21 protein-coding genes are annotated in these 22,607 nt (G+C 69.6%); 16 read left to right on the top strand and 5 right to left on the bottom strand.

The genetic code is table 11. The features are described 5' to 3' along the window. The first annotated feature begins 2 nt into the window (after positions 1-2). The 6 genes from ACUDCK_RS14145 (at position 3) to ACUDCK_RS14170 (ending at position 6,335) form a co-directional block, all read left to right on the top strand. Positions 3-836: an ABC transporter permease gene (locus tag ACUDCK_RS14145; RefSeq protein ID WP_240317424.1), complete on the top strand. Its 834-nt coding sequence runs from the start codon at positions 3-5 to the stop codon at positions 834-836. Further along, entirely contained in the window at positions 833-1,657 is an 825-nt protein-coding gene (locus tag ACUDCK_RS14150) for an ABC transporter permease (protein WP_116793538.1), read from the top strand. The genes ACUDCK_RS14145 and ACUDCK_RS14150 overlap by 4 nt, the downstream gene beginning before the upstream one ends. Before the next feature lie 18 nt (positions 1,658-1,675). Continuing rightward, on the top strand, positions 1,676-2,542 hold the full coding sequence (locus ACUDCK_RS14155) for an ABC transporter ATP-binding protein (RefSeq protein ID WP_064525120.1): 867 nt from the start codon (positions 1,676-1,678) through the stop codon (positions 2,540-2,542). A gap of 103 nt (positions 2,543-2,645) precedes the next feature. Further along, the gene (locus ACUDCK_RS14160) at positions 2,646-4,022 is read left to right on the top strand and encodes an LLM class flavin-dependent oxidoreductase (protein ID WP_175167787.1); all 1,377 of its coding nucleotides are present in this window, start codon (positions 2,646-2,648) and stop codon (positions 4,020-4,022) included. A gap of 145 nt (positions 4,023-4,167) precedes the next feature. After that, positions 4,168-4,881: a glutamine amidotransferase gene (locus ACUDCK_RS14165; RefSeq protein WP_175167786.1), complete on the top strand. Its 714-nt coding sequence runs from the start codon at positions 4,168-4,170 to the stop codon at positions 4,879-4,881. Then, positions 4,875-6,335, top strand: coding sequence for a hypothetical protein (locus tag ACUDCK_RS14170; RefSeq protein WP_217481227.1), 1,461 nt, complete (start codon positions 4,875-4,877; stop codon positions 6,333-6,335). Before ACUDCK_RS14165 ends, ACUDCK_RS14170 begins: the two co-directional genes overlap by 7 nt. Positions 6,336-6,372: 37 nt before the next feature. Here the strand turns inward: ACUDCK_RS14170 and copD are convergent, their stop codons facing one another. The 3 genes from copD to ACUDCK_RS14185 form a co-directional block, all read right to left on the bottom strand. Further along, on the bottom strand, positions 6,373-7,260 hold the full coding sequence (gene copD / locus ACUDCK_RS14175; RefSeq protein ID WP_175167785.1) for a copper homeostasis membrane protein CopD: 888 nt from the start codon (positions 7,258-7,260) through the stop codon (positions 6,373-6,375). A gap of 1 nt (position 7,261) precedes the next feature. Next, entirely contained in the window at positions 7,262-7,618 is a 357-nt protein-coding gene (copC, locus tag ACUDCK_RS14180) for a copper homeostasis periplasmic binding protein CopC (RefSeq protein WP_175167784.1), read from the bottom strand. Positions 7,619-7,807: 189 nt separating this feature from the next. Beyond that, complete coding sequence (locus ACUDCK_RS14185; RefSeq protein WP_175167783.1) at positions 7,808-8,263, bottom strand: hypothetical protein; 456 nt, start codon at positions 8,261-8,263, stop codon at positions 7,808-7,810. Between the two features lie 148 nt (positions 8,264-8,411). Between ACUDCK_RS14185 and ACUDCK_RS14190 the strand changes: the two genes are divergently transcribed. Continuing rightward, positions 8,412-9,086, top strand: a complete 675-nt coding sequence (locus ACUDCK_RS14190; RefSeq protein ID WP_175167782.1) for a ProQ/FinO family protein — start codon at positions 8,412-8,414, stop codon at positions 9,084-9,086. An 87-nt stretch (positions 9,087-9,173) separates the two neighbouring features. On the opposite strand, the gene ACUDCK_RS14195 is transcribed toward ACUDCK_RS14190, so the two are convergent. Both ACUDCK_RS14195 and garD read right to left on the bottom strand, forming a co-directional pair. Further along, positions 9,174-10,151: a Bug family tripartite tricarboxylate transporter substrate binding protein gene (locus ACUDCK_RS14195; protein WP_116793544.1), complete on the bottom strand. Its 978-nt coding sequence runs from the start codon at positions 10,149-10,151 to the stop codon at positions 9,174-9,176. 51 nt (positions 10,152-10,202) lie between these two features. Beyond that, positions 10,203-11,777, bottom strand: coding sequence for a galactarate dehydratase (gene garD / locus ACUDCK_RS14200; protein WP_175167781.1), 1,575 nt, complete (start codon positions 11,775-11,777; stop codon positions 10,203-10,205). Between the two features lie 247 nt (positions 11,778-12,024). On the opposite strand from garD, the gene kdgD (ACUDCK_RS14205) reads away from it, so the two are divergent. The 9 genes from kdgD (ACUDCK_RS14205) (at position 12,025) to ACUDCK_RS14245 (ending at position 22,517) form a co-directional block, all read left to right on the top strand. Further along, a complete protein-coding gene (gene kdgD, locus ACUDCK_RS14205; protein WP_059270414.1) occupies positions 12,025-12,939 on the top strand; it encodes a 5-dehydro-4-deoxyglucarate dehydratase in 915 nt (304 codons plus the stop codon). Between the two features lie 61 nt (positions 12,940-13,000). Continuing rightward, a complete protein-coding gene (locus tag ACUDCK_RS14210; RefSeq protein ID WP_175167780.1) occupies positions 13,001-14,581 on the top strand; it encodes an aldehyde dehydrogenase (NADP(+)) in 1,581 nt (526 codons plus the stop codon). Positions 14,582-14,760: 179 nt separating this feature from the next. Continuing rightward, positions 14,761-15,675 (top strand): 5-dehydro-4-deoxyglucarate dehydratase, encoded by a 915-nt coding sequence (gene kdgD, locus ACUDCK_RS14215; RefSeq protein WP_059270414.1) that lies wholly within the window; start codon positions 14,761-14,763, stop codon positions 15,673-15,675. Positions 15,676-15,905: 230 nt separating this feature from the next. Further along, positions 15,906-16,628, top strand: a complete 723-nt coding sequence (locus ACUDCK_RS14220; protein ID WP_054504564.1) for a FadR/GntR family transcriptional regulator — start codon at positions 15,906-15,908, stop codon at positions 16,626-16,628. A 460-nt stretch (positions 16,629-17,088) separates the two neighbouring features. Next, entirely contained in the window at positions 17,089-18,105 is a 1,017-nt protein-coding gene (locus ACUDCK_RS14225) for an amino acid ABC transporter substrate-binding protein (protein WP_175167779.1), read from the top strand. Between the two features lie 106 nt (positions 18,106-18,211). Continuing rightward, positions 18,212-19,420 (top strand): aminotransferase class I/II-fold pyridoxal phosphate-dependent enzyme, encoded by a 1,209-nt coding sequence (locus ACUDCK_RS14230; protein WP_054504563.1) that lies wholly within the window; start codon positions 18,212-18,214, stop codon positions 19,418-19,420. A 3-nt stretch (positions 19,421-19,423) separates the two neighbouring features. Beyond that, positions 19,424-20,611 (top strand): amino acid ABC transporter permease, encoded by a 1,188-nt coding sequence (locus ACUDCK_RS14235; protein ID WP_395757791.1) that lies wholly within the window; start codon positions 19,424-19,426, stop codon positions 20,609-20,611. Between the two features lies 1 nt (position 20,612). Beyond that, a complete protein-coding gene (locus tag ACUDCK_RS14240) occupies positions 20,613-21,716 on the top strand; it encodes an amino acid ABC transporter permease (RefSeq protein ID WP_175144231.1) in 1,104 nt (367 codons plus the stop codon). Positions 21,717-21,776: 60 nt separating this feature from the next. Next, a complete protein-coding gene (locus ACUDCK_RS14245) occupies positions 21,777-22,517 on the top strand; it encodes an amino acid ABC transporter ATP-binding protein (protein WP_006386910.1) in 741 nt (246 codons plus the stop codon). Positions 22,518-22,607 lie beyond the last annotated feature (90 nt).

Genomic DNA, 22,607 nt, shown 5'->3' on the forward strand with positions numbered 1-22,607 from the left:
CCATGGCCTCTCTTTCTCATCACGCCCTGCCGCGCCTGGCCCCGGCGCCGGCCTGGGCGCGCCAGGCGGCCTGGACCGCCGCGCCCTGGCTGCTGCCGCTGGCGCTGCTGACGCTGTGGCAGACTGGCGCCAGCCAGGGCTGGATCTCGCCGCAGGTGCTGCCGCCGCCCGCCTTCGTCTGGGACACCCTGCGCGACCTGGCGACCAGCGGCGACCTGTGGCTGAACACCCGCGCCAGCCTGCAACGGGTGCTGGTCGGCTTTGCCCTGGGCAGCCTGCTGGGGCTGCTGCTGGGCACGGCGATGGGCCTGTCTCGCCGGCTCGAGGCCTACGTGCTGCCGACCTTCAACGCGCTGGTGCAGATCCCGGTGCTGGCCTGGCTGCCGTTCGTGCTGCTGATCGTCGGCATCGGCGAACCGCTCAAGTACATCCTGATCGCCAAGGCGGCGCTGGTGCCCGTCACGCTCAATACCTTGCAGGGCTTTCGCCAGGCCAGCCCGACGCTGCGCGAAGTGGCGCGGGTCTATGGCTACAGCCGGCGCCAGGAAGTGCTGGAGGTGGTGGTGCCGCTGGCCCTGCCGACGCTCTTCACCGGCCTGCGGCTGGGCTTCACCAAGGCCTGGCTGTCGCTGGTGGTGGTCGAGCTGGTGGCCTCCAGCGAGGGCCTGGGCTACCTGATCGTCTATGGCCGCCAACTGTTCCAGCTCGACCTGGTGATGGCCGCGGTGATCGTGGTGGGCGCCATCGGTTACGCCATCGACCGGCTGCTCGACTGGACCGAGACGCGCCTGATCCACGGCCGCCGCGGCGCCGCCAACGTACAGGTGCGGCCATGAACGCGCCCACGCCTGCCTCGCGCGACGCGGCCGAACTGGCGCTGGCGCAACCGCTGGCCGTGCGCGGCGGCGGTCGGTGGCGCGGCCTGGTGCTGCCGGTGGCCGCCATCGCGCTGTGGTGGCTGCTGGCGCGCGCCGACCTGGTGAACTCGGCCCTGCTGGTGTCGCCCGGCAAGGTGCTGGCCACCGCCGCCGACCAGATCGTCGGCGGCAAGCTGTGGCGCGCACTGGGCGCCAGCCTGGCGCGCGAGCTGACCGGATTCGCCATCGGCACGGTCTCGGGCCTGCTGCTGGGGGTGCTGCTGGGCCTGTCGCCGCTGTTCAACCGGCTGGTGGGGCCGAGCTTCAACACCTTCAAACAGATCTCGCTGTTCGCCTGGATTCCGCTGATCTCGGTGTGGTTCGGGCTGGGCGACACCGCCAAGGTGGTGTTCCTGTCGCTGGCGGCGCTGGTGCCGGTGGTGGTCAACACCTGCGATGGCGTGCGCAACGCGCCGCCCAAGTTGCTGGAGGTGGCGCGGGTCTACGGCTACAGCCGCTGGCAGACCTTCGCCCAGGTGGTGCTGCCGGCCGCCGCGCCGGCCATCTTCACCGGCGTCTACCTGGCGCTGATCTATTCCTGGCTGGCCACCATCGGCGCCGAATACCTGCTGGTGGCGGGTGTCGGCATCGGCAACCTGCTGATCGAGGGCAGCGAACATTTCCAGATGGACCTGGTGATCTTCGGCATGTTCGTGGTCGGGGTGATCGGCTGGCTCATGAATGCCCTGGCCCGCGTGGCCGAACGGCGGCTCGCGCGCCTGCGCGGGCAGGACCAATAACCGCAGGAAAACTCAGGCATGACTCAACCTACTTCGCTGGACCTGTCGCTGCAGGCGGTCGGCAAGCGTTATCCCAGCGCCCAGGCCGAGGGCGGCGTGCTGCAGGTGCTCACGGGCGTGGACCTGGACATCCCCGCAGGCCAGTTCGTTTCCATCGTCGGCGCCAGCGGCTGCGGCAAGTCCACCCTGCTGCGCCTGATCCTGGGGCTGGACGACAGCTTCGAGGGCGCCATCACGCTGGGCGGCGAGCCGGTGCGCGGCACCGGGCCGGAACGCGGCATCGTCTTCCAGGACCACCGCCTGTTCCCGTGGCTGACGGTGGCGCAGAACATCGCCGTGGGCCTGCGCAACGCGGCGATTTCCAACAACGAAAAGCGCGACCGGGTGGCCGAGCACATCGCCCTGGTGGGGCTGGAGGGCTTCGAGCAGTCGTATCCCCACCAGATCTCGGGCGGCATGGCGCAGCGCGTGGCGATCGCGCGCGGCCTGGTCAACCGGCCGCGCGTGCTGCTGCTGGACGAACCCTTCGGGGCGCTCGACGCGCTGACCCGGGCGCGGCTGCAGACCGAGTTGCAGCGCATCTGGCAGAAGGAGCGCATCACCATGCTCCTGGTGACGCACGATGTCGAGGAAGCGGTCTACCTGGGCGACCGGGTGGTGATCATGCAGCCGCGCCCGGGGCGCATCCGCCGCATCGTCGACGTGCCGTTGGCGCACGCCCGCAACCGCAGCGATCCACGCTTCATCCGCCTGCGCGACGACGTGCTGTCCGACTTCCTGGAGCCGGACGGCGCGCCCGCCGACGACAGCCCGCCGCTGGGCGCGGAGGCGGCCGGCGGCGTGCCGGCGCTGCCGTCGCTGGCCTCGCTGCGGATGGCCTGGTGATGCCTGCGACGGCCACGCCACTTGTCGCGCCCTGACCGCTGTTTCGTCACTTGCCGACGGCCGCCGCCCGAGCGAGGCCGCCATTCCTTTTGGAGGGAAACCCATGACCCGCCCCTCGCGCCAGATCAAGCTCGGCGCCTTCCTGATGCAGACCGGCCACCACATCGCCGCCTGGCGCCATCCCGAGGCCCAGGCCGATGCGCCGGTCAATTTCCGCCACTATGTCGAACTGGCGCGGCGCGCCGAGGCCGCCAAGTTCGATGCGATCTTCCTGGCCGACTCGGTCGGCGTGCGCAACACCGACCTGCCATCGCTGTCGCGCACCGCGCGCAGCGACCATTTCGAGCCGCTGACGCTGCTGTCGGCGCTGGCCGCCGTGACCGAGAAGATCGGCCTGATCGCCACCGTCTCCACCACCTACAACGAGCCCTACCACGTGGCGCGCAAGTTCGCCTCGCTCGACCACATCAGCGGCGGCCGTTCGGGCTGGAACCTGGTGACCTCCAGCGGCCAGGGCGAGGCGCAGAACTTCAACCTGGACGAACACGTGGAACACGCCCGCCGCTACGCCCGCGCCGCCGAATTCCACGACGTGGTGCTGGGGTTGTGGGACAGTTGGGAGGACGACGCCTTCCTGCGCGACAAGGCCAGCGGCCAGTACTTCGACCCCGCCAAGCTGCATCCGCTGCGCCATCGCGGCGAGCATTTCTCGGTGCGCGGGCCGTTGAACGTGTCGCGTTCGCCGCAGGGCCGGCCGGTGGTGGTGCAGGCCGGCGCCTCGCCCGCCGGCCGCGACCTGGCGGCGCGCACCGCCGAGGTCATCTTCGTGGCCCTCCAGACCTTCGACGAAGCCCAGGCGTTCTACCGCGACATCAAGGGCCGCGCCGTGGCGTACGGCCGCGATCCCGACGATATCAAGATCATGCCCGGCATCTTTCCCGTGATCGGCCGCACCCAGGCCGAGGCCGAGGACAAGTTCGCGAGCCTGCAGGACCTGATCCATCCGGTGGTCGGCGTGCAGTTGCTGTCCAACATGATCGGCGGCTTCGACCTGTCGGGGTATCCGGTCGACGGGCCCCTGCCCGACCTGCCCGAGACCAACGGCGGCAAGAGCCGCCAGCAGTTGCTGATCGATCTGGCGCGGCGCGACAACCTGACGATCCGCGAGCTGTACCTGCGCATCGCCGGCGCCCGCGGCCACCAGCAGGTGGTCGGCACGCCGCAGAGCGTGGCCGATCAGTTGCAGCAATGGTTCGAGGAAGATGGCGCCGACGGCTTCAACATCATGTCGCCATGGCTGCCCGGCGGGCTGGACGACTTCATCGAACTGGCGCTGCCGGAGCTGCGCCGCCGCGGCCTGTTCCGCAGTGAGTATGAGGGCGCCACGCTGCGCCAGCATCTCGGCCTGGCGCGTCCGCCGCATCGGGCCGTGGCGGCGGCGCAAGCCGCTGTCGCCGAGGCGGAAGCCGCCTCCGCCTGAGGCCGGGCGTGGCGGGACGCCAGGCGGCCCGGCGATATCATCCTGGCTCATAGCAGATAGGCGGTTTTTCATATTGATGAATGACCGCGCTGGCCTCATCATGGCGCGGGGTCCGTCCGGACCCCGCGCCGATTCCGCCACCGACATGCCGCACAAACCGCTCGCCATCCTGCAAATGGGCCGTCCGCCCGAAGACCTGCGCGCCACCCACGGCGAACAGGCCGACTGGGTCGCCGCCGCCCTGGACGGCATCGACGTCCCCCTGGCGGTCCTGCATCCCGCCGCCAGCGACGCGCTGCCCGACCCCGCCTCGCTGCGCGGCGCGGTGCTGACCGGCTCCTGGTCCATGGTGACCGACCGCGAGCCGTGGAGCGAGCGCACCGCGCAATGGCTGCGCGACGCCATGGCCGCGCAGTTGCCGCTGCTAGGCATCTGCTATGGCCATCAACTGATGGCGCACGCGTTCGGCGGCGTGGTCGACTATCACCCGCGCGGCCGCGAAATCGGCCTGCATACGGTTCAGTGCCTGCCCGCCGCGGCCGCCGATCCGCTGCTGGCGAGCCTGCCCGACCGTTTCCTGGCGCACCTGACGCACGAGCAGAGCGTGCTGCGGCCGCCCGCGACCGCGACGGTGCTGGCCGGCACGGCGCACGATCCGCACCAGGTGCTGCGTTACGGCCCGCGCGCGCTGTCGGTGCAGTTCCACCCCGAATTCACCGCCGGCCTGATGGACGCCTGCCTGGCGCGGCGCCAGGGCCTGCTCGCGGCGGACGGCCATGACGTCGCCGCGCTGCGCGCCGCCCTGGCGCCTACCCCGCACGCGCAATCGATCCTGCGCGGCTTCGCGGCGGCATGCTGACCTACCTGCTGTGGTCGCTGCCGGCGCTGATCGTCATTGCCGCCATCGCCAGCGGCCGCCTGAACACCACCCTGGCCGCCGTGCTGGGCCTGCTGGCGGCCGCACCGGTGGCCCTGTTCAGCGCGCCTGGCGTCTTCGGCGCGGGCCATCTGGGCCATGCCCTGGCGCGCGGCCTGTGGATCGGCGCCATCATCACTCCCTACATCCTGGGCGGCCTGCTGTTCTGGCAGATGGCCGCGCGCGGCGATCCCGGCCAGCGTGACGCGCTGGCGCCGGCCGACCCGCTGGCGCGGCGCCGCCTGCTGTTCTTCGCCTGTTTCCTGATCGGCCCTTTCGCGGAGTCGGCCACCGGCTTCGGCGTCGGCATGCTGGGCACGGTGCTGCTGATCCGGCCGCTCGGCTTCAAGCCGCGCGAGCTGATGGTGTTCGCGCTGTTGAGCCAGACCCTGATCCCCTGGGGCGCCATGGGCAGCGGCACGCTGCTGGCCTCGGCCTATGCGCGCGTGCCGGCAGCCCATCTGGCGCTGGTCGGCATGGTGCCGGTGGCCCTGCTGATGATCGTCTGGATGACATTGTTCTGGCGCACCGCGAACCGCGCCGGACTGCCGGCCGCCGCCAACGAGCGCGCCCGCGAGGCCGGCTGGATGCTGGCCTGCCTGGCGCTGCTGACGGCGGCCACGGCGCTGCTGGGGCCCGAGACCGCCTTGCTGGCGGCCTATGGCCCGCTGATCGTGCTGCGTTTCGTGCTCGACCGCCGGCCCGGCCGCGCCGAGCTGCGCACGGCGGCGCGCGGCGCCCTGCCCTACATCGTGCTGATAGCCTGCCTGGTGGTGACGCGCCTGACGCCAGGCCTGAACCCGGCCCTGGCCCGGCTGGCCAGGATCGCGCCCTATCCCGACCTGCCCGCCTGGGCGCCTTTCCTGCACGCCGGGAGCTGGCTGATCGGCGGCGCGCTGCTGATGGCGCTGCTGCGCCGCCAGCCCGGCCTGCTGGCCGGTAATGCGCGCCACGCCTGGAACACCGGCAAGCACGCGGTGCTGTCCGTGTTCCTGTTCGCGATGATGGCCGAGGTGCTGGCCGGCGCCGGCATTTCGCAGGCTTTCGCGGATGGGTTGTTCCGCAGCCTGCAGGACTGGACGCTGCTGCTGACGCCGCTGCTGGCCGGCGCCTTCGGCATCCTGGCCAACAGCGGCAACGCGCCCAACAGCCTGTTCATGCCGTCGCAGCTATCGCTGGCGCTGCACGCCGGCCTGAGCCTGCCGGCGGCGGCCGCGCTGCTGCACGTGTCGGGCACGTCGATGGGATTCTTCTCGCCGATCCGCATGTCGATCGCCGCCGGCCTGGCCCACGGCCGCGGACAGGAGCGCGCGGTCTACGCGCAACTGCTGCCGTTCGCGCTGAGCGCCTTCGCCATCCTGCTGGGCCTGGCGCTGCTGCTGGTGCTGGCGGGCTGAACCGCCCGCCGCGCCCGGCCAACGTGGCGGGCGCAGGCTAGTGCGGCGACGTCAGCCCCAGCAGGCCCGCCACCGCCACCACCAACGCGCCCAGCGCCAGCTCCCACAGCGTGTTGCGCCGGATCGCGCGCAACGCCACCACGGGTTGTGTCCGGATGCGCGCGATCCAGCGATAGCGGTTGCACAGCGCCAGGCCCGTCATGGCCAGCGCCAGCGCCACCTTGACCATCAACGCCTGCACGTATCCGGAGGCTGGGTCGGGCAACCCGGGGCCGAGAATCAGCACCGCATTGGCGACGCCGCTCAACAGCAGCACGGCCACGGCCACATGCCCCCAGGCCGAAAACCGCAGCAGCGCCCGCGTGGCGTCCCGCCGCCACGCCGGCCGCCGCCAAGCCGCCAGCCACAGCAGGAAGACCAGCAGCGATCCCAGCCAGAACGCCGCCGCCAGCACGTGCAGGAAGTCATTCAGCGCGTGCGCCAACCCCAACCAGCCCTCGTGCATCGCCGCATGGCCGCTCAGGGCCAGCGGCGCCAGCGCCAGCGCGGCGACCCCGGCGATCAGGCTGGGGCTGCCGGGCCGCAAGCCGAGCACCACGCCCAGCAGCGCCGCCGCGGCCAGCGCCCGCACGATCCAGACCTGCCCGTAGCGCGTCTGCAGGATGACGGTGTCGAGCATGTCTTCATCGAACATCGCGTGCCAGTCGCCGGCGATGCTGGCGGCCTGCAACGGCAACAGGCACAGCGTGGCGACGAGGCCGACGATCCCCGCCAGGCGGAAAGCGCGCCGCAGCGCGGCTTCCGTCTCCAGCCCGAGGCGGGGCGAACCGCCCAGGGCCAGCATCGCGCCAGCGCCGAACAACACCGCCACCGCGCCGGCGGCGAGGGCCCGGCACAGCGCGAACGCCAGCAACAACGGGGTCATCTCAAGGCTTGACCGTGAAGGTCCAGGCGCCGTCGGTCTTGTGGCCGTCCTTGGACAGCGCTTGCCATTTGACCGTGTAGGCGCCGACCGGCAGCGGCTGGGCCACCGGCAGCACCAGGGTCTTGTCGTCGCCGGGCGCCGGCGCCGCCTTGGCCGTGACGGCGGGCTTGCCGGCGGCATCCAGCACGGTCAGCGTGGAAAACGCGGGCTCCAGCCCTTCGGAAAAGCTGGCGCTCACCGAGGACGGCGTGGCCACTTCGGCCTTGTCGGCCGGCGTAGCGCGCTGCAGGTGGGCGTGGGCCCAGGCCCATTGCGGGGCCAGGATCAGCGTGGCGGCGATCAGAACGGGTTTGAACATGATGAATCTCCTGGAAAATGGGCGGCGCGGGGCCGCGTGGCGAATAAGAGACGCGCGGCAGGCGCGGGGGAAAGTCGCGAAAGGAATGGCGCGCGAGACGGGGCGAGGCAGGCGCCAGGGCCGGGGTCCCGTGCGTGTCAACGACGAGCGAGCCGGGCGAAACCGTGCAGGCGCGGCGCGAAAACGGCATCAGGCCGCGCGCGGCGGGGCCCGTGACTGCTGTGGCAGCCACAGCGGCTCGCCGCGGGGATGCGGCGCGACGTCGATGGCAAAAGGCAACGCCGGCAGCTCGGCCGGCAGGCGCCAGGCGATGCCGGCTGGCGCGGGCGGGCAAGCCCCGCCCAGCATGGCGCAGGTCGATGCGCAGCAGTGCGGCAACGGGCCGCCCAGGGCCCCGGCGTCATGGCCGGCCGCGGACGGGCTGGCCGGTGCATCCGCCGCCAACACCACCACGCGCGGACCGCTGGCGGTGCAGAGGATGACGCTGGCGCCATTTCCGGACACCCCCGCGGACGCCGCCGGCGCGGGCGCGCCGAACGCCGCGGAGGCCACCAGCGACTGGAAAACCAGCAACGCCGCCGCCAGCCACGCCACCGCGCGGCGGGTGGCGGCGGACGGGCTTGTAAACGTAACCGGCGTGTGCATCCCCATGGTGGCCACGAGCTTACGACGGCCGCCGGAGGGCCGCAACTTCAATCTGACCCGCTACAACTGTTATGCTCCACGCTTTCAACATTTGAAGTCGCAGCACACCATGGGTCTAGAACAGCTCGCCGCAATCCGAGAACTGCTCGTGAAGCAGGCTCCCGAAGAGGCGGCTTCCAAAAAGAAACCCGCCCGTCCGGCCGCCAACGAAGCGGGGTCGCGCAAGCCCTCCGCGCGTCCGTCCGACGATGCGGCTGCCGCCCGGAAGAAACCTGCGCGTTCGCCGGCTGGCGAACGACGCGAGGCGCCGGCGGTCGACCCGGTGCTGATCGCCATTTCGCGGTTGCAACGGCAATTCCCCAAGGCCTTCCCCAAGAAGCCGGCGCCCAAGGTGCCGCTCAAGCTGGGCGTGCTCGAGGATCTGGTGCAACACGCCAAGGCCCTGCAGCTCAGCGCCGACGAGATCAAGCAGGCCGTCAAGACCTGGTGTGACGGCCGCCGCTACTGGGACTGCATGGTCGAGGCCGCCGCGCGCGTGGACCTGAACGGCGAACCCGCCGGCGCCGTCACCGCCAACGAGGCGCAGCACGCCAAGCGGATGGCCTCGCGCCGCCACGCCAAGGCGGGCGGTCGCGGCGGCAAGGGCAATGCGAACAAGGGCAAGCCGGCCGCGGAAGGCGCCCAGCAGCCGGCGCAGGTCGAGGCCGCCGCGCCCGCCGCCACGTCCGTGGACGCGACGGTCGACACGTCTGTCGATAAGTCTGTCGATACCTCGGTGGCAACGCCGGCCCAGGCGCCGTCGGATACGCAGACGGCCGACTGATCGCTGCATCCCAAAGAACGCGGACCGTGCGGCGCCAGGCGCTCCACGGTCCGCGGTGCTTTGGAGGGCCGGGCGGAGCCGCCCGCCTCAATCCAGCCGGATATCGGCGCTCTGCACCACCTTGGCCCAGCGCGCCCGCTCGCTGTTGAAGAACTGCGCCAGTTGCACCGGATCGCGCACCACGATCTCGGCGCCCTGCTCGTTCAGTTGCGATTTCACGTCGGGCTGGTTGACGATCTGGCCCATCAGCGCGGCCAGCAGGCTGGCGGTCTTGTCGGTGGTGGTGACGGGCGCCATCACGCCCTGCCAGGTGCCGGACTCGAAGCCCGCCACGCCCTGCTCCGAAATCGTCGGGATGTCGGCCACCAGTTGCATGCGTTCCTTCTTCGAGATCGCGATCGCGCGCAGCTTGCCGCCCTTGATGTGCGGCAGCGTCGCCAGCAGGCCGTTCATGATGACCTGGGTCTGGCCGCCGATGGTGTCCGTCACCGCCTGCGAACCGCCCTTGTAGGGCACGTATTCCCATTGCGCGCCGGTGGCCTGCTGCACCGCCACGGCCGCCAGGTGCGGCGCGCTGCCGATGGCGGTGACGGCGAAATTCAGGCGTTGCTTCTTCGACAGCGCCACCAGCTCCGGCACGGTCCTGGCGGGCACATCGGGATGCACCGCCAGCACGTGCGGCGAATACGCCAGCATGCCGACCGCGCGCAGATCCTTGGATGGATCGAACGACAGCTTGGTGTAGACCGACGGGCTGATCGCCAGCGCGCCGACGTCGCAGAGCAGCACCGAGTGGCCCTCCTGCGCCGACTGCACCACGATGCCGGCGCCCAGGTTGCCGTTGGCGCCCGGCTTGTTCTCGACCACCACCGTCTGCTTGAGCGCTTCGGCCAGGCGCGGCGCGATCACGCGGGCGATGATGTCCGACGAACCGCCGGGCGGGTACGGCACCACGATGCGCACCGGCCGCGTCGGCCATGCGTCCGCCTGGGCCCAGGCCGGCGTCAGCCGCGCCAGTCCCAGCGCGGCGGCGGCGGCCAGCAGGTGCCTTCTGTTTGAATCCATGTTGTCTCCGTTGTCGTTGTATTTAGCGTGTACGGGCCCGCCTGACAGGCGTCAGGTCACCGGACCCGGGTTGAACAGCGCCAGGGCGTTGTGCAGCTTGAGCGCCTCGGCACAGGTCTGGCGCCGGCCGCTGGCCACGTCCAGCATCAGACGGAACAGCTCCCAGCCCACGTCCTCGATGCTGGCCTGGCCGGTGGCGATGCGGCCGGCGTCCACATCCATCAGGTCGTGCCAGCGCCGCGCCAGGTCGCTGCGGGTGGCGACCTTGATCACCGGCACCTGCGCCAGCCCATAAGGCGTGCCGCGGCCGGTCGTGAAGATGTGCAGGTTCATGCCCGCCGCCAACTGCAGCGTGCCGCAGATGAAATCGCTGGCCGGCGTGGCCGCGAAGATCAGGCCCTTGCGCGTCAGCCGTTCGCCCGGCGACAGCACGCCATCGATATTGGACGTGCCGGACTTGATGATCGACCCCATCGCCTTCTCGACGATGTTGGACAGGCCGCCCTTCTTGTTGCCGGGGCTGGTGTTGGCGCTGCGGTCGGCGCTGCCGCGTTGCAGGTATTCGTCGTACCAGGCCATTTCGCGCACCAGCGCCTGCGCCACTTCCGGCGTGGCGGCGCGCGCGGTCAACTGGTCGATGCCGTCGCGCACCTCGGTGTTTTCCGAGAACATCACGGTGCCGCCGGCGCGCACCACCAGGTCGGCCGCGAAGCCGACCGCCGGATTGGCCGTCACGCCCGAGAACGCGTCGCTGCCGCCGCACTGCACGCCCACCACCAGCTCCGACACCGGACAGGTTTCGCGGCGGCGCTGGTCCAGGATCCGCAGATGGCGCTCGGCGGTGCGCATGAGGTTGGCGATCATGGACTCGAAGCCCACGTGTTCGTCGTCCTGCAGCACGATGGTATCGACGCCGCCGTCTGCCGCCATGCCCTCGCCAGCGCGGATCGGGATGGCGCCGGGCGCCAGCAGGCGCTCGGGCTGCAGTTTCTCGCAGCCCAGGCTCACCACCATCGCGGTGCCGCCGAAGTTGGGATTGCGGGCGATGTTGTGCAGCGTGCGCACCGGAATCGCCGCGCCCGGCGCGTCGATGGCGACGCCGCAGCCATAGGTGTGCTCGATGCCCACCACCCCGTCGACGTTGGGATAGCGCGGCAACAGCTCGCGGCGGATGCGCTCGACCGCGTGTTCGACCACGCCCTGCACGCATTGCACCGTGGTGCTGATCGCCAGGATGTTGCGCGTGCCGACGGTGCCGTCGGCATTGCGGTAACCCTCGAACGTGTAGCCTTCCAGCGGCGGCAGCGGCGCGCGCTTGCGCGTACCGACCGGCAGGTCCTGCAGCGTGCGCGCGGCGGGCATGGTGGTGACGCGTTCATTGACCCAACTGCCGCGCGGCAGGTCGCGCGCGGCGTAGCCCACGATGACGTTGTAGCGGCGCACCGGCTCGCCCTGCGCCAGGTCGCGCAGCGCCACCTTGTGGCCTTGCGGCACGGCCTCGGCCAGCGTCAGGCCGTCGGCCAGCGCGGCGCCGGCCGCCAGGCCGCCGTCATTGGCGACGATGGCGACGTTGTCCTCGGGATGAATCTTGATCAGCACGGGCGCTGGGCCAGCCGCGGGCAGCATGGGGGAGTCCTCTGAGAATGGGGCGCCGCGGCAGGCGGCGCGCGATACGTTATCGTACAACCAATGCAATTATGCTTTGCCCCAAGCCTGGCTCGCATTGCGGATTTCCCGAACATTACGTCTGCAAGCGCTGGGCAATCGGTTGAACCGACCAAAATCATGTTGTACGATGACGTACCTATTCAATCGGGTCCGCGCGACAGGCACGCCTGCCAGCGGTCACCCCGCCACTTACGGAAACCCGCCCATGACCACGCCGCAGGAGCTCAAGGCCATCGTCTCGGAAGGATTGCTCTCCTTCCCCGTGACCGATTTCGACGCGCAAGGCAACTTCAACGCCAAGACCTATGCCCAGCGCCTGGAATGGCTGGCCCCCTACGGCGCCACCGCCCTGTTCGCCGCCGGCGGCACCGGCGAGTTCTTCTCGCTGGCCCCCGACGAGTATTCGGATGTCATCCGCACCGCCGTCACCACCTGCGCCGGCAAAGTGCCGATCCTGGCCGGCGCAGGCGGCCCCACCCGCCTGGCCATCGCCTACGCCCAGGAAGCCGAGCGCCTGGGCGCCAAGGGCGTGCTGCTGCTGCCGCACTACCTGACCGAGGCCTCCCAGCAAGGCATCGCCGACCACGTCGAACAGGTCTGCAAGTCCGTCAAGATCGGCGTCATCGTCTACAACCGCGCCCAGTCGCGCCTGTCGGCCGACCACCTGGCCCGCCTGGCCGAGCGCTGCCCCAACCTGATCGGCTTCAAGGACGGCGTCGGCGATATCGAAGCCATGGTCCGCATCCGCCGCAAGCTGGGCGACCGCTTCTCGTACCTGGGCGGCCTGCCCACCGCCGAGGTCTATGCCGCCGCTTACCGCGCGCTCGGCGTGCCGGTCTACTCGTCGGCCGTCTTCAACTTCGTGCCCAAGACCGCGATGCAGTTCTACCGCGCCATCGCCGCCAATGACCACGACACCACCAACCGCCTGCTCGACGAGTTCTTCCTGCCCTACCTGGAGATCCGCAACCGCTGCGCCGGCTACGCCGTCAGCATCGTCAAGGCTGGCGCCAAGCTGGTCGGCCACGATGCCGGCCCCGTGCGCGCGCCGCTGACCGACCTGCATCCCGAGGAACTGGAGATGCTCGACGCCCTGATCCGCAAGCTCGGCCCGCAATAGGCCCGCGACGCGCCACACCTGGTCGCCCCCGTTCCGGGGGCGTTTTCATTCGGAGAGATTCATGACCTTGACCGGCAATATGTTGATCGGCGCCCAGTCCGTAAAGGGCGCCGGCGCCCCGCTGCACGCCATCGACCCGGCCCGCGGCGAACCGCTGCAACCCGGTTTCCGCGCCGGCACCGCCGAGGACGTAGCGCGCGCCGCGGAACTGGCCGCCGCCGCGTTCGACCCCTACCGCGCCGCGCCGCTCGAGACCCGCGCGCAATTCCTCGAGAGCATCGCCGAAGGCATCCTGGCACTGGGCGATGCGCTGATCGAGCGCACCCACCTGGAGACCGGCCTGCCGCTGGCCCGCCTGCAGGGCGAGCGCGGCCGTACCGTCGGCCAGTTGCGCCTGTTCGCGCGCGTGGTGCGCGACGGCTACTTCCTGGACGCCACCGTCGACCCCGCCCAACCCGACCGCCAGCCGCTGCCGCGCGCCGACCTGCGCCTGGCCAACGTGCCGCTGGGCCCGGTGGCCGTATTCGGCGCCAGCAACTTCCCGCTGGCGTTCTCGGTGGCGGGCGGCGACACCGCGTCGGCGCTGGCCGCCGGCTGCCCGGTGATCGTCAAGGCGCACAACGCCCATCCCGGCACCTCCGAAATGGTGGGCCGGGTGATCCAGCAAGCGGTGGCCAGGCACGGCCTGCCCGAAGGCGTGTTTTCGCTGCTGTTCGGCGCCGGCAACGAGATCGGCACCGCGCTGGCGACGCACCCGGCCATCACCGCGGTCGGCTTCACCGGCTCGCGCCGCGGCGGCCTGGCCCTGGTGGCGGCCGCCAACGCGCGCCCGGTGCCGATCCCGGTGTATGCCGAGATGTCCAGCATCAACCCGGTCTTCCTGCTGCCCGCCGCCCTGGAAGCGCGCGCCGAGACCATCGCCAAGGGCTTCGTCGAATCGCTGGTCATGGGCGTGGGCCAGTTCTGCACCAACCCCGGCCTGGTAATCGGCATCGAAGGCCCGGCGCTGGAGCGCTTCCGCCAGGCCGCCGGCCAGGCGGTGCAGGCCAAGGGCGCCGCCACCATGCTGACCCCCGGCATCTTCGCCGCCTACACACAGGGCGAACAGGCCCTGGCCGGCCACGCCAGCGTCGCCACGCTGGGACGCGGCGAAGCCTCGCGGCCCGCCGCCAACGCCGCCGGCCCCGCCGTCTTCGGCACCGACGCCGCCCGCTTCCTGGCCTCGCCCGAGCTGGAGGCCGAAGTCTTCGGCCCCGCCTCGCTGGTGGTGGCATGCCGCGACGCCGCGCAGATGCGCGCGGTGGCCGAGCACCTGGAAGGCCAGTTGACCGCGACCCTGTTCGTGGACGAAGCCGACGCCGACATGGCGCGCGGCCTGCTGCCGGTGCTCGAACGCAAGGCCGGCCGGATCCTGGCCAACGGCTATCCCACCGGCGTCGAAGTCAGCCATGCGATGGTGCACGGCGGCCCGTTCCCGGCCACCTCCAATCCCGCCTCGACCTCGGTCGGCGCCACCGCCATCCGCCGTTTCCTGCGCCCGGTCTGCTACCAGGACCTGCCCGACGCGCTGCTGCCCGACGGCCTCAAGCGCGCCAATCCGCTTGGCCTGCCGCGCATGACCGACGGCGTGCTGTCGGCCTGATCCGCTTCCGGCGAAGCCATGAACGGGCGGCCGTGGGCCGCCCGTTTTCTTTTGGATCGGCGCACAGGCATTGTCGATTCAGCTTGTATGTTGTACGATGACATACATCTTAAGTTACCCAATCCCGGCCGCGGGCATGACGCTACGGCGGCCTTCACTTCGCTTCAATGGACCCAGGCATGACCACACCCCAGGAACTCAAGGCCATCGTCTCGGAAGGACTGCTCTCCTTCCCCGTGACCGATTTCGACGCGCAAGGCAACTTCAACGCCAAGACCTATGCCCAGCGCCTGGAATGGCTGGCCCCCTACGGCGCCACCGCCCTGTTCGCCGCCGGCGGCACCGGCGAGTTCTTCTCGCTGGCCCCCGACGAGTATTCGGATGTCATCCGCACCGCCGTCACCACCTGCGCCGGCAAAGTGCCGATCCTGGCCGGCGCAGGCGGCCCCACCCGCCTGGCCATCGCCTACGCCCAGGAAGCCGAGCGCCTGGGCGCCAAGGGCGTGCTGCTGCTGCCGCACTACCTGACCGAGGCCTCCCAGCAAGGCATCGCCGACCACGTCGAACAGGTCTGCAAGTCCGTCAAGATCGGCGTCATCGTCTACAACCGCGCCCAGTCGCGCCTGTCGGCCGACCACCTGGCCCGCCTGGCCGAGCGCTGCCCCAACCTGATCGGCTTCAAGGACGGCGTCGGCGATATCGAAGCCATGGTCCGCATCCGCCGCAAGCTGGGCGACCGCTTCTCGTACCTGGGCGGCCTGCCCACCGCCGAGGTCTATGCCGCCGCTTACCGCGCGCTCGGCGTGCCGGTCTACTCGTCGGCCGTCTTCAACTTCGTGCCCAAGACCGCGATGCAGTTCTACCGCGCCATCGCCGCCAATGACCACGACACCACCAACCGCCTGCTCGACGAGTTCTTCCTGCCCTACCTGGAGATCCGCAACCGCTGCGCCGGCTACGCCGTCAGCATCGTCAAGGCTGGCGCCAAGCTGGTCGGCCACGATGCCGGCCCCGTGCGCGCGCCGCTGACCGACCTGCATCCCGAGGAACTGGAGATGCTCGACGCCCTGATCCGCAAGCTCGGCCCGCAGTAAACGCCAGCCCGCAACGGGCGGCCACGCGCCGACCACTGCCTCTTGCGGTTCCGCGCAGCCAGGACGCCCTCCGCCCACCGGAGGGCGTCCTGCTTTGGGCGCCACGGCCACGGCGCCATGAGCCCGCCCCAGCCATGGCCCGATAACGCTCCTGTATGCTGTCATACGGCATCGGGCGTTTATCATAGGGGTTACGGCCCTCCCGGCGCCGCAACCCTACAAGAGAGACAATGGAAACTCCCCGGCCCCGCCCGCGCTCGCGCCTGACCGACGTCGTGATCGACGAACTGACCAAGCGGCTGGACGCCCGTCAGTACCGCCCCGGCGACAAGCTGCCGTCCGAGCATGCGCTGTGCGCCGAATTCGACGTCAGCCGCACCGTGATCCGCGAGGCCGTGGCCTCGATGCGCCTGAGCGGCCGGCTGGTCAGCAAGGCCGGCATCGGCGTGTTCGTCACCGAAGACCGCGAAAAGCCCATCGATTTCGTCGTCGCCCCGGCCGCCGATCCGCGCTGGGCGCTGCACATCATGGAGCTGCGCGCCGGCCTCGAGGTCGAGGCCTGTGGCCTGGCGGCCGAGCGCCGCAGCGCCGCCGACCTGAGCGGCATCGTCGAAGCCTTCGACGCCTTCAACCGCGCCACCCGCGACATGGAAGCCGCCGTCAAGGCCGACTACGAGTTCCACCTGTCGATCGCGCGCGCGTCCAACAACCCGCACTTCCCGGCCCTGCTGCAGGCGGCGGTGCGCGACGTGATGCTGGACCTGAACATCAAGCACGGCGGCAAGACCCCCGAAGAGCTGGAGGTCTACGAGACCCGCAACGTGCTGGAGCACGAAGCCATCCTGACCGCCATCATGCGCCGCGATCCCGGCGCCGCGCGCGCCGCCATGGCCCGCCACCTGGGCGACAGCATCGCCCGCTACCGCAAGCTGCTGTCCAACCCGCCGGCCTGACCGGCCCCGGTCCCGTTCCCGGCGCGACTGGCGCCGCGGAATCCTCCGGGGCGGCCACGCGCCGCCCCGCCCAGGCCCGTCGCCTGCCGCGCGCCGCGCCCTCATGGCGCCCGGCCGCTCGCGCCATATAACCGCTGCCGACATTGCAAATTACGGGAATCCCCTGACTTGCTCACTTGTATGATGGCTGCCATCATACGTCGCATCAGTTATGCAAGATCTGCCGTCCAAGTGCCGCCGATGAGCCTGTTGCCTGTCCCCCGCCCGACCTTCCAACGCTACGCCGCCCGCCTCCACCGGTAAGGCCCGCCCGGAAGGCCATCGTCGCTGACGCCCCGCCTTTCCCCTCCCCGTCCCAAGCGCCTGTCCCATCCCGCCCGCCCGGGGGACGCGACGGTGCGCCGCCGGTCTGTTTCCTAGCCATTCCCTGCCCTTTTCCGTACCCCTGGAGAACACTCTCATGCGCAAGTTCCTGACCACCGCCTTCGCGGCGACCCTGTTGTGCGTTGCCTCAGGCGCCCAGGCCGGCGTCACCTTCGAAGCCGTCAAGAAAAAAGGCTTCCTGCAATGCGGCTTTGCCGGCATTCCCGGTTTCTCGGTGCTCGACAGCAAGGGCGAATGGACCGGCCTGGACGTGGACATGTGCCGCGCCGTGGCCGCCGCGATGTTCGGCGACGCCTCGAAGGTCAAGGGCAACGTGCTGACCGCGCAGGCCAAGTTCACGGCCCTGCAATCGGGCGAGATCGACATGCTGTCGCGCAACACCACCCAGACCCTGACGCGCGACACCACCCTGGGCCTGATCGGCGTGGGCGTGAACTTCTACGACGCCCAGGGCCTGATCGTGAAGAAGTCGATGAACGTCAAGACGGTCAAGGAACTGGACGGCGCCACGGTCTGCGTGCAGCCCGGCACCACCACCGAACTGAACCTGGCCGACTACTTCCGCGCCCGCGGCATCACCTTCAAGCCGGTGCTGGTCGAGAACTACGACGAGAACTTCCGCCTGCTGGAGTCGGGCCGCTGCGACGCCTACACCAACGACAAGTCCAACACCGCCGCCAACATGCGCACCCGCCTGGCCAAGCCGGACGACTGGGAGATCCTGCCGGAGAACCTGTCCAAGGAACCGCTCGGCCCCATGGTGCGCCAGGGCGACGAACAGTGGTTCAACGTGGTGCGCTGGTCGCTCAACGCCATGCTCGAAGCCGAGGAATACGGCATCACGTCCAAGAACGTCGACGAGATGCTCAAGAGCACCAACCCCAACGTGCAGCGCATCCTGGGCGTGACGCCCGGCATGGGCAAGAACCTGGGCCTGGACGACAAGTGGGCCTACAACATCATCAAGCAGGTCGGCAACTACGGCGAAAGCTACGACCGCGCCATGGGCAAGGACAGCCCCCTGAAGCTGGACCGCGGCCTGAACAAGCTGTGGACCCAGGGCGGCCTGATGTACGGCTGGCCCGTGCGCTGAGCGACTCTCGCGCGGCCCGGCGATGGCGCCGGGTCGCGCCGCGTTTTCCCGATTTCCGCGGACTGGCCGCCTCGCGCCGGCCTCCGCATTCTTTGAAGCAGTCACCATGAACAGCATCGTCAACGCCCGCCTCAAGCAGATCAAACCCTCCCCCAGCATGGCCGCCAAGATCGTGGTCGACGAATTGCGCCGCGCCGGGCGCGAGATCGCCGACTTCACCCTGGGCGAGCCCGACATGGCCACGCCCGCCCACATCGCGCGCGCCGGCCAGGACGCCATCGCCGGCGGCGATATCCGCTACACCAGCCCCAACGGCACCCCGGGCCTGCGCCGCGCCATCGCCGGCAGCCTGGAGCAGACCCTGGGCGCCAAGTACGGCCTGGACCAGATCACCGTGGGCGCCGGCGCCAAGCAGATCATCGGCGCGGCCCTGACCGCCAGCCTGGAACCGGGCGACGAAGTGATCGTGTGCGCGCCGTACTGGGTGTCGTATCCCGACATGGTGCTGCTCAACGAGGGCAAGCCGGTGGTCGTGACCGGACCCGAATCGCAGGGCTTCAAGCTCGACGCCGCCAGCCTGGAGGCGGCCATCACCCCGCGCACCCGCTGGCTGATCCTGAATTCGCCCAGCAACCCCAGCGGCGCGGTCTACAGCCGCGCCGAGATGCGTGCCCTGACAGAAGTGCTGGTGCGCCATCCGCGCGTCTGGATCCTGAGCGACGAAATCTACGCGCCGTTCTGCTACGGCGCCGAAGCGCACGTCTCGCCGGTGCAGGTCGAGCCGCGCCTGGCCGAGCGCACGCTGATCGTCAACGGCATGTCCAAGGCCTACGCCATGACCGGCTGGCGCATCGGCTACGGCGCCGGCCCGGCCGACCTCATCAAGGCCATGAGCACGGTCATGTCGCAAAGCACCAGTTGCCCCAGCGCCATCTCGCAGGCCGCGGCCCAGGCCGCGCTCGAAGGCGACCAGTCCAGCGTGACCGAGATGGTCGCCATCTTCAAGGCGCGCCGCGACCTGATCGTGCGGCGCCTGAATGCGATTCCCGGCATTTCCTGCGCCACGCCCGACGGCGCCTTTTACGTCTATGCCAACGTCGCCGGCCTGATCGGCCGCAAGGGGCCGGACGGCGAACTCAAGACCGACCTGGATGTCAGCCTGTTCTTCCTGCGCCAGGCAGGCGTGGCGGTGATCGACGGCGGTTCGTACGGCCTGTCGCCGTATGTGCGGTTCTCCTTCGCCACCGCCACCGAAGTAATCGAACAGGGCATGGACCGGCTGGCCGCCGCGGTCGGCGCGCTGATGGCGGGCTGAACCGTGGGCAAGCAGAACAATGCCAACGCGCGGCGAGCGCCGCGCCGCTGGTCCTGGAACGATCCCGCCACCCGCGCCCTGGCCTACCAGGCCCTGGCGCTGGCGCTGGCGGGATCGGCGATCTGGTTCCTGGTCCACAACACCCTGCAGAACCTGGCGCTGCGCAACATCGCTACCGGCTTCGGCTTCCTCGCGCGCGAAGCCGGTTTCGCCATCGGCGAATCGCCCATCGCCTACGGGCCGGCCGACACCTACGGCCGCGCCATCGTCGTGGGCATCCTGAACACGCTGCGGGTCGGCCTGCTGGCGCTGGTGGCCGCCACCGTGCTGGGCGTGCTGATCGGCGTGGGCCGGCTGTCCAGGAACTGGCTGGTGGCGCGGCTGGCCTCGATCTACGTCGAGGTCATGCGCAATGTGCCGCTGCTGCTGCAGTTGTTCTTCTGGTATGCGCTCATCACCGAGAACATGCCGGGTCCGCGCCAGGCGCACCATCCGCTGCCGGGCGTCTTCATCTCCAACCGCGGCCTCAAGGTGCCGGGGCTGGAAGGCGCCTCGCTCGACTGGGTGCTGGCCGGGCTGGGCCTGGCGGTCGTCGCCATCCTGTTCCTGGGCCACTGGGGCCGGAAGCGCCAGGAAGCGACCGGCCAGGCGTTCCCGCTGGGCCGCGCGGCCATCGGCCTCTTGATCGCCCTGCCGGTGATCGGCTGGCTCGCCAGCGGCGCCTCGCTGACACTGGACATGCCGGAACTGAAGGGCTTCAACTTCACGGGCGGCCTGACGCTGACGCCGGAGTTCGCGGCGCTGCTGCTGGGCCTGGTGATCTACACCGCGGCGTTCATCGCCGAGGTGGTGCGCTCGGGCATCCAGGCGGTCGGCAACGGCCAATGGGAAGCGGCCGGCGCCCTCGGATTGCGGCGGCCGCTGGCCCTGCGCCTGGTGGTGCTGCCGCAAGCCTTGCGGGTCATCATTCCGCCCATGACCAGCCAGTATCTCAATCTGTTGAAAAACAGCTCGCTGGCCGTGGCCATCGGCTACCCGGACATCGTGTCGGTGGTCAACACCACGCTGAACCAGACCGGGCAGGCCATCGAGGGCATTCTCATCATCATGGGCGCGTACCTCACGGTCAGCCTGTCGATCTCGATCTTCATGAACTGGTACAACAAGCGCATCGCGCTGGTGGAGCGTTGATATGAGCAGCACTACGCATACCCCCAGCGAAGGGCTGCCGCCGCCCAAGACCCATGTCGGCGCGTGGGCGTGGCTGCGCTCGCGCCTGTTTTCCTCGCCGCTGAACATCCTGATCACGGTGCTGCTGGCGTGGTTCCTGTTGATGTCGGTGCCGGCGCTGGTCGAGTGGGCGGTTATCCGCGCCAACTTCACCGCCGCCAACGCGCAGGAATGCCGCGCCTCGGTGGGCGGGGCCTGCTGGGCCTTCATCATCGAGAAGCACCGGCTGATCCTGTTCGGCACCTATCCCTACGACGAACAATGGCGGCCGCTGATCGCGACCATCATCCTGGTCGCGGTGATCGTGTGCAGCGGCATCCGCCGTTTCTGGAACTGGAAGCTCGCCATTATCTGGACCGTCGGCCTGACCGCCGTGGCGATCCTGATGTGGGGCGGCGTGCTGGGCCTGACCTACGTCGAGAACGCGCGCTGGGGCGGCCTGCCGCTGACGCTGATCCTGTCGACGTTCGGCATCGCCTTCGCCTTCCCGATCGGCGTGCTGCTGGCCCTGGGCCGGCGCTCGAAGATGCCGGCCATCAAGGCGCTGTGCGTCGTGTACATCGAGCTGATCCGCGGCGTGCCGCTGATCAGCCTGCTGTTCATGTCGTCGGTGATGCTGCCGCTGTTCCTGCCCGAAGGCTTCTCCATCGACAAGCTGCTGCGCGCGCAGATCGCGATCATCATGTTCGCGGCCGCGTACATCGCCGAAACGGTGCGCGGCGGGTTGCAGGCGATCCCCAAGGGCCAGTACGAAGGCGCCGATTCGCTCGGCCTGAACTACTGGCAGCAGATGCGCAAGATCATCCTGCCGCAGGCGCTCAAGATCGTGATCCCGCCGCTGGTCAGCATCTTCATCGCGCTGTTCAAGGACACGTCGCTGGTGGTGATCATCGGCATCTTCGACCTGACGCTGGCGGCCAAGGCGGCCCTGTCCGACGCGGCATGGCGCGGATTCGGGGTGGAGGCGTATCTGTTCATCTCGCTGATCTACTTCGTCTTCTGCTTCTCCATGTCCAAATACAGCCAGGCGCTGGAAAAACGCCTGGCCACGGGCCACGCACGCTAGAACCTTGCCGCGGGTCCGCCACCGGCGGACCCGCAATGCGATATTTACGGGAGTACAGGCATGTCTGATGCCATCATTCGACTGCAGGACGTGAACAAGTGGTACGGCCAGTTCCACGTGCTGCGCAACATCAACCTGGACGTGGCGCCGGGCGAGCGCATCGTGGTGTGCGGGCCGTCCGGCTCGGGCAAGTCCACCATGATCCGCTGCATCAACCGGCTCGAAGAGCACCAGAAAGGCCACATCATCGTGGACGGCACGGAGCTCACCAATGACCTCAAGCACATCGAGACCATCCGCAAGGACGTCGGCATGGTGTTCCAGCACTTCAACCTGTTCCCGCACCTGACGGTGCTGGAGAACCTGACGCTGGGCCCGATGTGGGTCTTGAAGAAGCCGCGCGCCGAAGCCGAGGCCACGGCCATGAAATACCTGGAGCGCGTGCGCATCCCGGACCAGGCCAAGAAATTCCCCGGCCAGCTCTCGGGCGGCCAGCAGCAGCGCGTGGCCATCGCCCGTTCGCTGTGCATGAGCCCCAAGATCATGTTGTTCGATGAGCCGACCTCGGCGCTGGACCCGGAAATGGTCAAGGAAGTGCTGGACGTGATGGTCAACCTGGCCCAGGAAAGCGGCATGACGATGCTGTGCGTGACCCACGAAATGGGCTTCGCGCGCAAGGTCGCCAACCGCGTCATCTTCATGGACCGCGGCGAGATCATCGAGCAGAACAGCCCGGACGAGTTCTTCGACAACCCGCAGAACGAGCGCACCAAGCTGTTCCTGAGCCAGATCCTGCATTGAGGCCGGGCGGGCCTGCCCGCTTCCACGCCTGTCGCGAAAACGCCTTCCCCCGGAAGGCGTTTTTTTCGGACCGCCGGAATACCCCGCCCA

This window comes from Achromobacter sp. CF-sbj1-Ac2-l (assembly GCF_052698165.1).

Coding starts and splice junctions, on each gene's coding strand:
- ACUDCK_RS14245 (WP_006386910.1), top strand. CDS start 21,777: ATGTCTGATGCCATCATTCGACTGCAGGACGTGAACAAGTGGTACGGC.
- ACUDCK_RS14240 (WP_175144231.1), top strand. CDS start 20,613: ATGAGCAGCACTACGCATACCCCCAGCGAAGGGCTGCCGCCGCCCAAG.
- ACUDCK_RS14225 (WP_175167779.1), top strand. CDS start 17,089: ATGCGCAAGTTCCTGACCACCGCCTTCGCGGCGACCCTGTTGTGCGTT.
- ACUDCK_RS14160 (WP_175167787.1), top strand. CDS start 2,646: ATGACCCGCCCCTCGCGCCAGATCAAGCTCGGCGCCTTCCTGATGCAG.
- copD (WP_175167785.1), bottom strand. CDS start 7,260: ATGACCCCGTTGTTGCTGGCGTTCGCGCTGTGCCGGGCCCTCGCCGCC.
- copC (WP_175167784.1), bottom strand. CDS start 7,618: ATGTTCAAACCCGTTCTGATCGCCGCCACGCTGATCCTGGCCCCGCAA.
- ACUDCK_RS14230 (WP_054504563.1), top strand. CDS start 18,212: ATGAACAGCATCGTCAACGCCCGCCTCAAGCAGATCAAACCCTCCCCC.
- ACUDCK_RS14165 (WP_175167786.1), top strand. CDS start 4,168: ATGCCGCACAAACCGCTCGCCATCCTGCAAATGGGCCGTCCGCCCGAA.
- ACUDCK_RS14145 (WP_240317424.1), top strand. CDS start 3: ATGGCCTCTCTTTCTCATCACGCCCTGCCGCGCCTGGCCCCGGCGCCG.
- ACUDCK_RS14195 (WP_116793544.1), bottom strand. CDS start 10,151: ATGGATTCAAACAGAAGGCACCTGCTGGCCGCCGCCGCCGCGCTGGGA.
- kdgD (WP_059270414.1), top strand. CDS start 12,025: ATGACCACGCCGCAGGAGCTCAAGGCCATCGTCTCGGAAGGATTGCTC.
- ACUDCK_RS14220 (WP_054504564.1), top strand. CDS start 15,906: ATGGAAACTCCCCGGCCCCGCCCGCGCTCGCGCCTGACCGACGTCGTG.
- garD (WP_175167781.1), bottom strand. CDS start 11,777: ATGCTGCCCGCGGCTGGCCCAGCGCCCGTGCTGATCAAGATTCATCCC.
- kdgD (WP_059270414.1), top strand. CDS start 14,761: ATGACCACACCCCAGGAACTCAAGGCCATCGTCTCGGAAGGACTGCTC.
- ACUDCK_RS14155 (WP_064525120.1), top strand. CDS start 1,676: ATGACTCAACCTACTTCGCTGGACCTGTCGCTGCAGGCGGTCGGCAAG.
- ACUDCK_RS14150 (WP_116793538.1), top strand. CDS start 833: ATGAACGCGCCCACGCCTGCCTCGCGCGACGCGGCCGAACTGGCGCTG.
- ACUDCK_RS14210 (WP_175167780.1), top strand. CDS start 13,001: ATGACCTTGACCGGCAATATGTTGATCGGCGCCCAGTCCGTAAAGGGC.
- ACUDCK_RS14170 (WP_217481227.1), top strand. CDS start 4,875: ATGCTGACCTACCTGCTGTGGTCGCTGCCGGCGCTGATCGTCATTGCC.
- ACUDCK_RS14185 (WP_175167783.1), bottom strand. CDS start 8,263: ATGCACACGCCGGTTACGTTTACAAGCCCGTCCGCCGCCACCCGCCGC.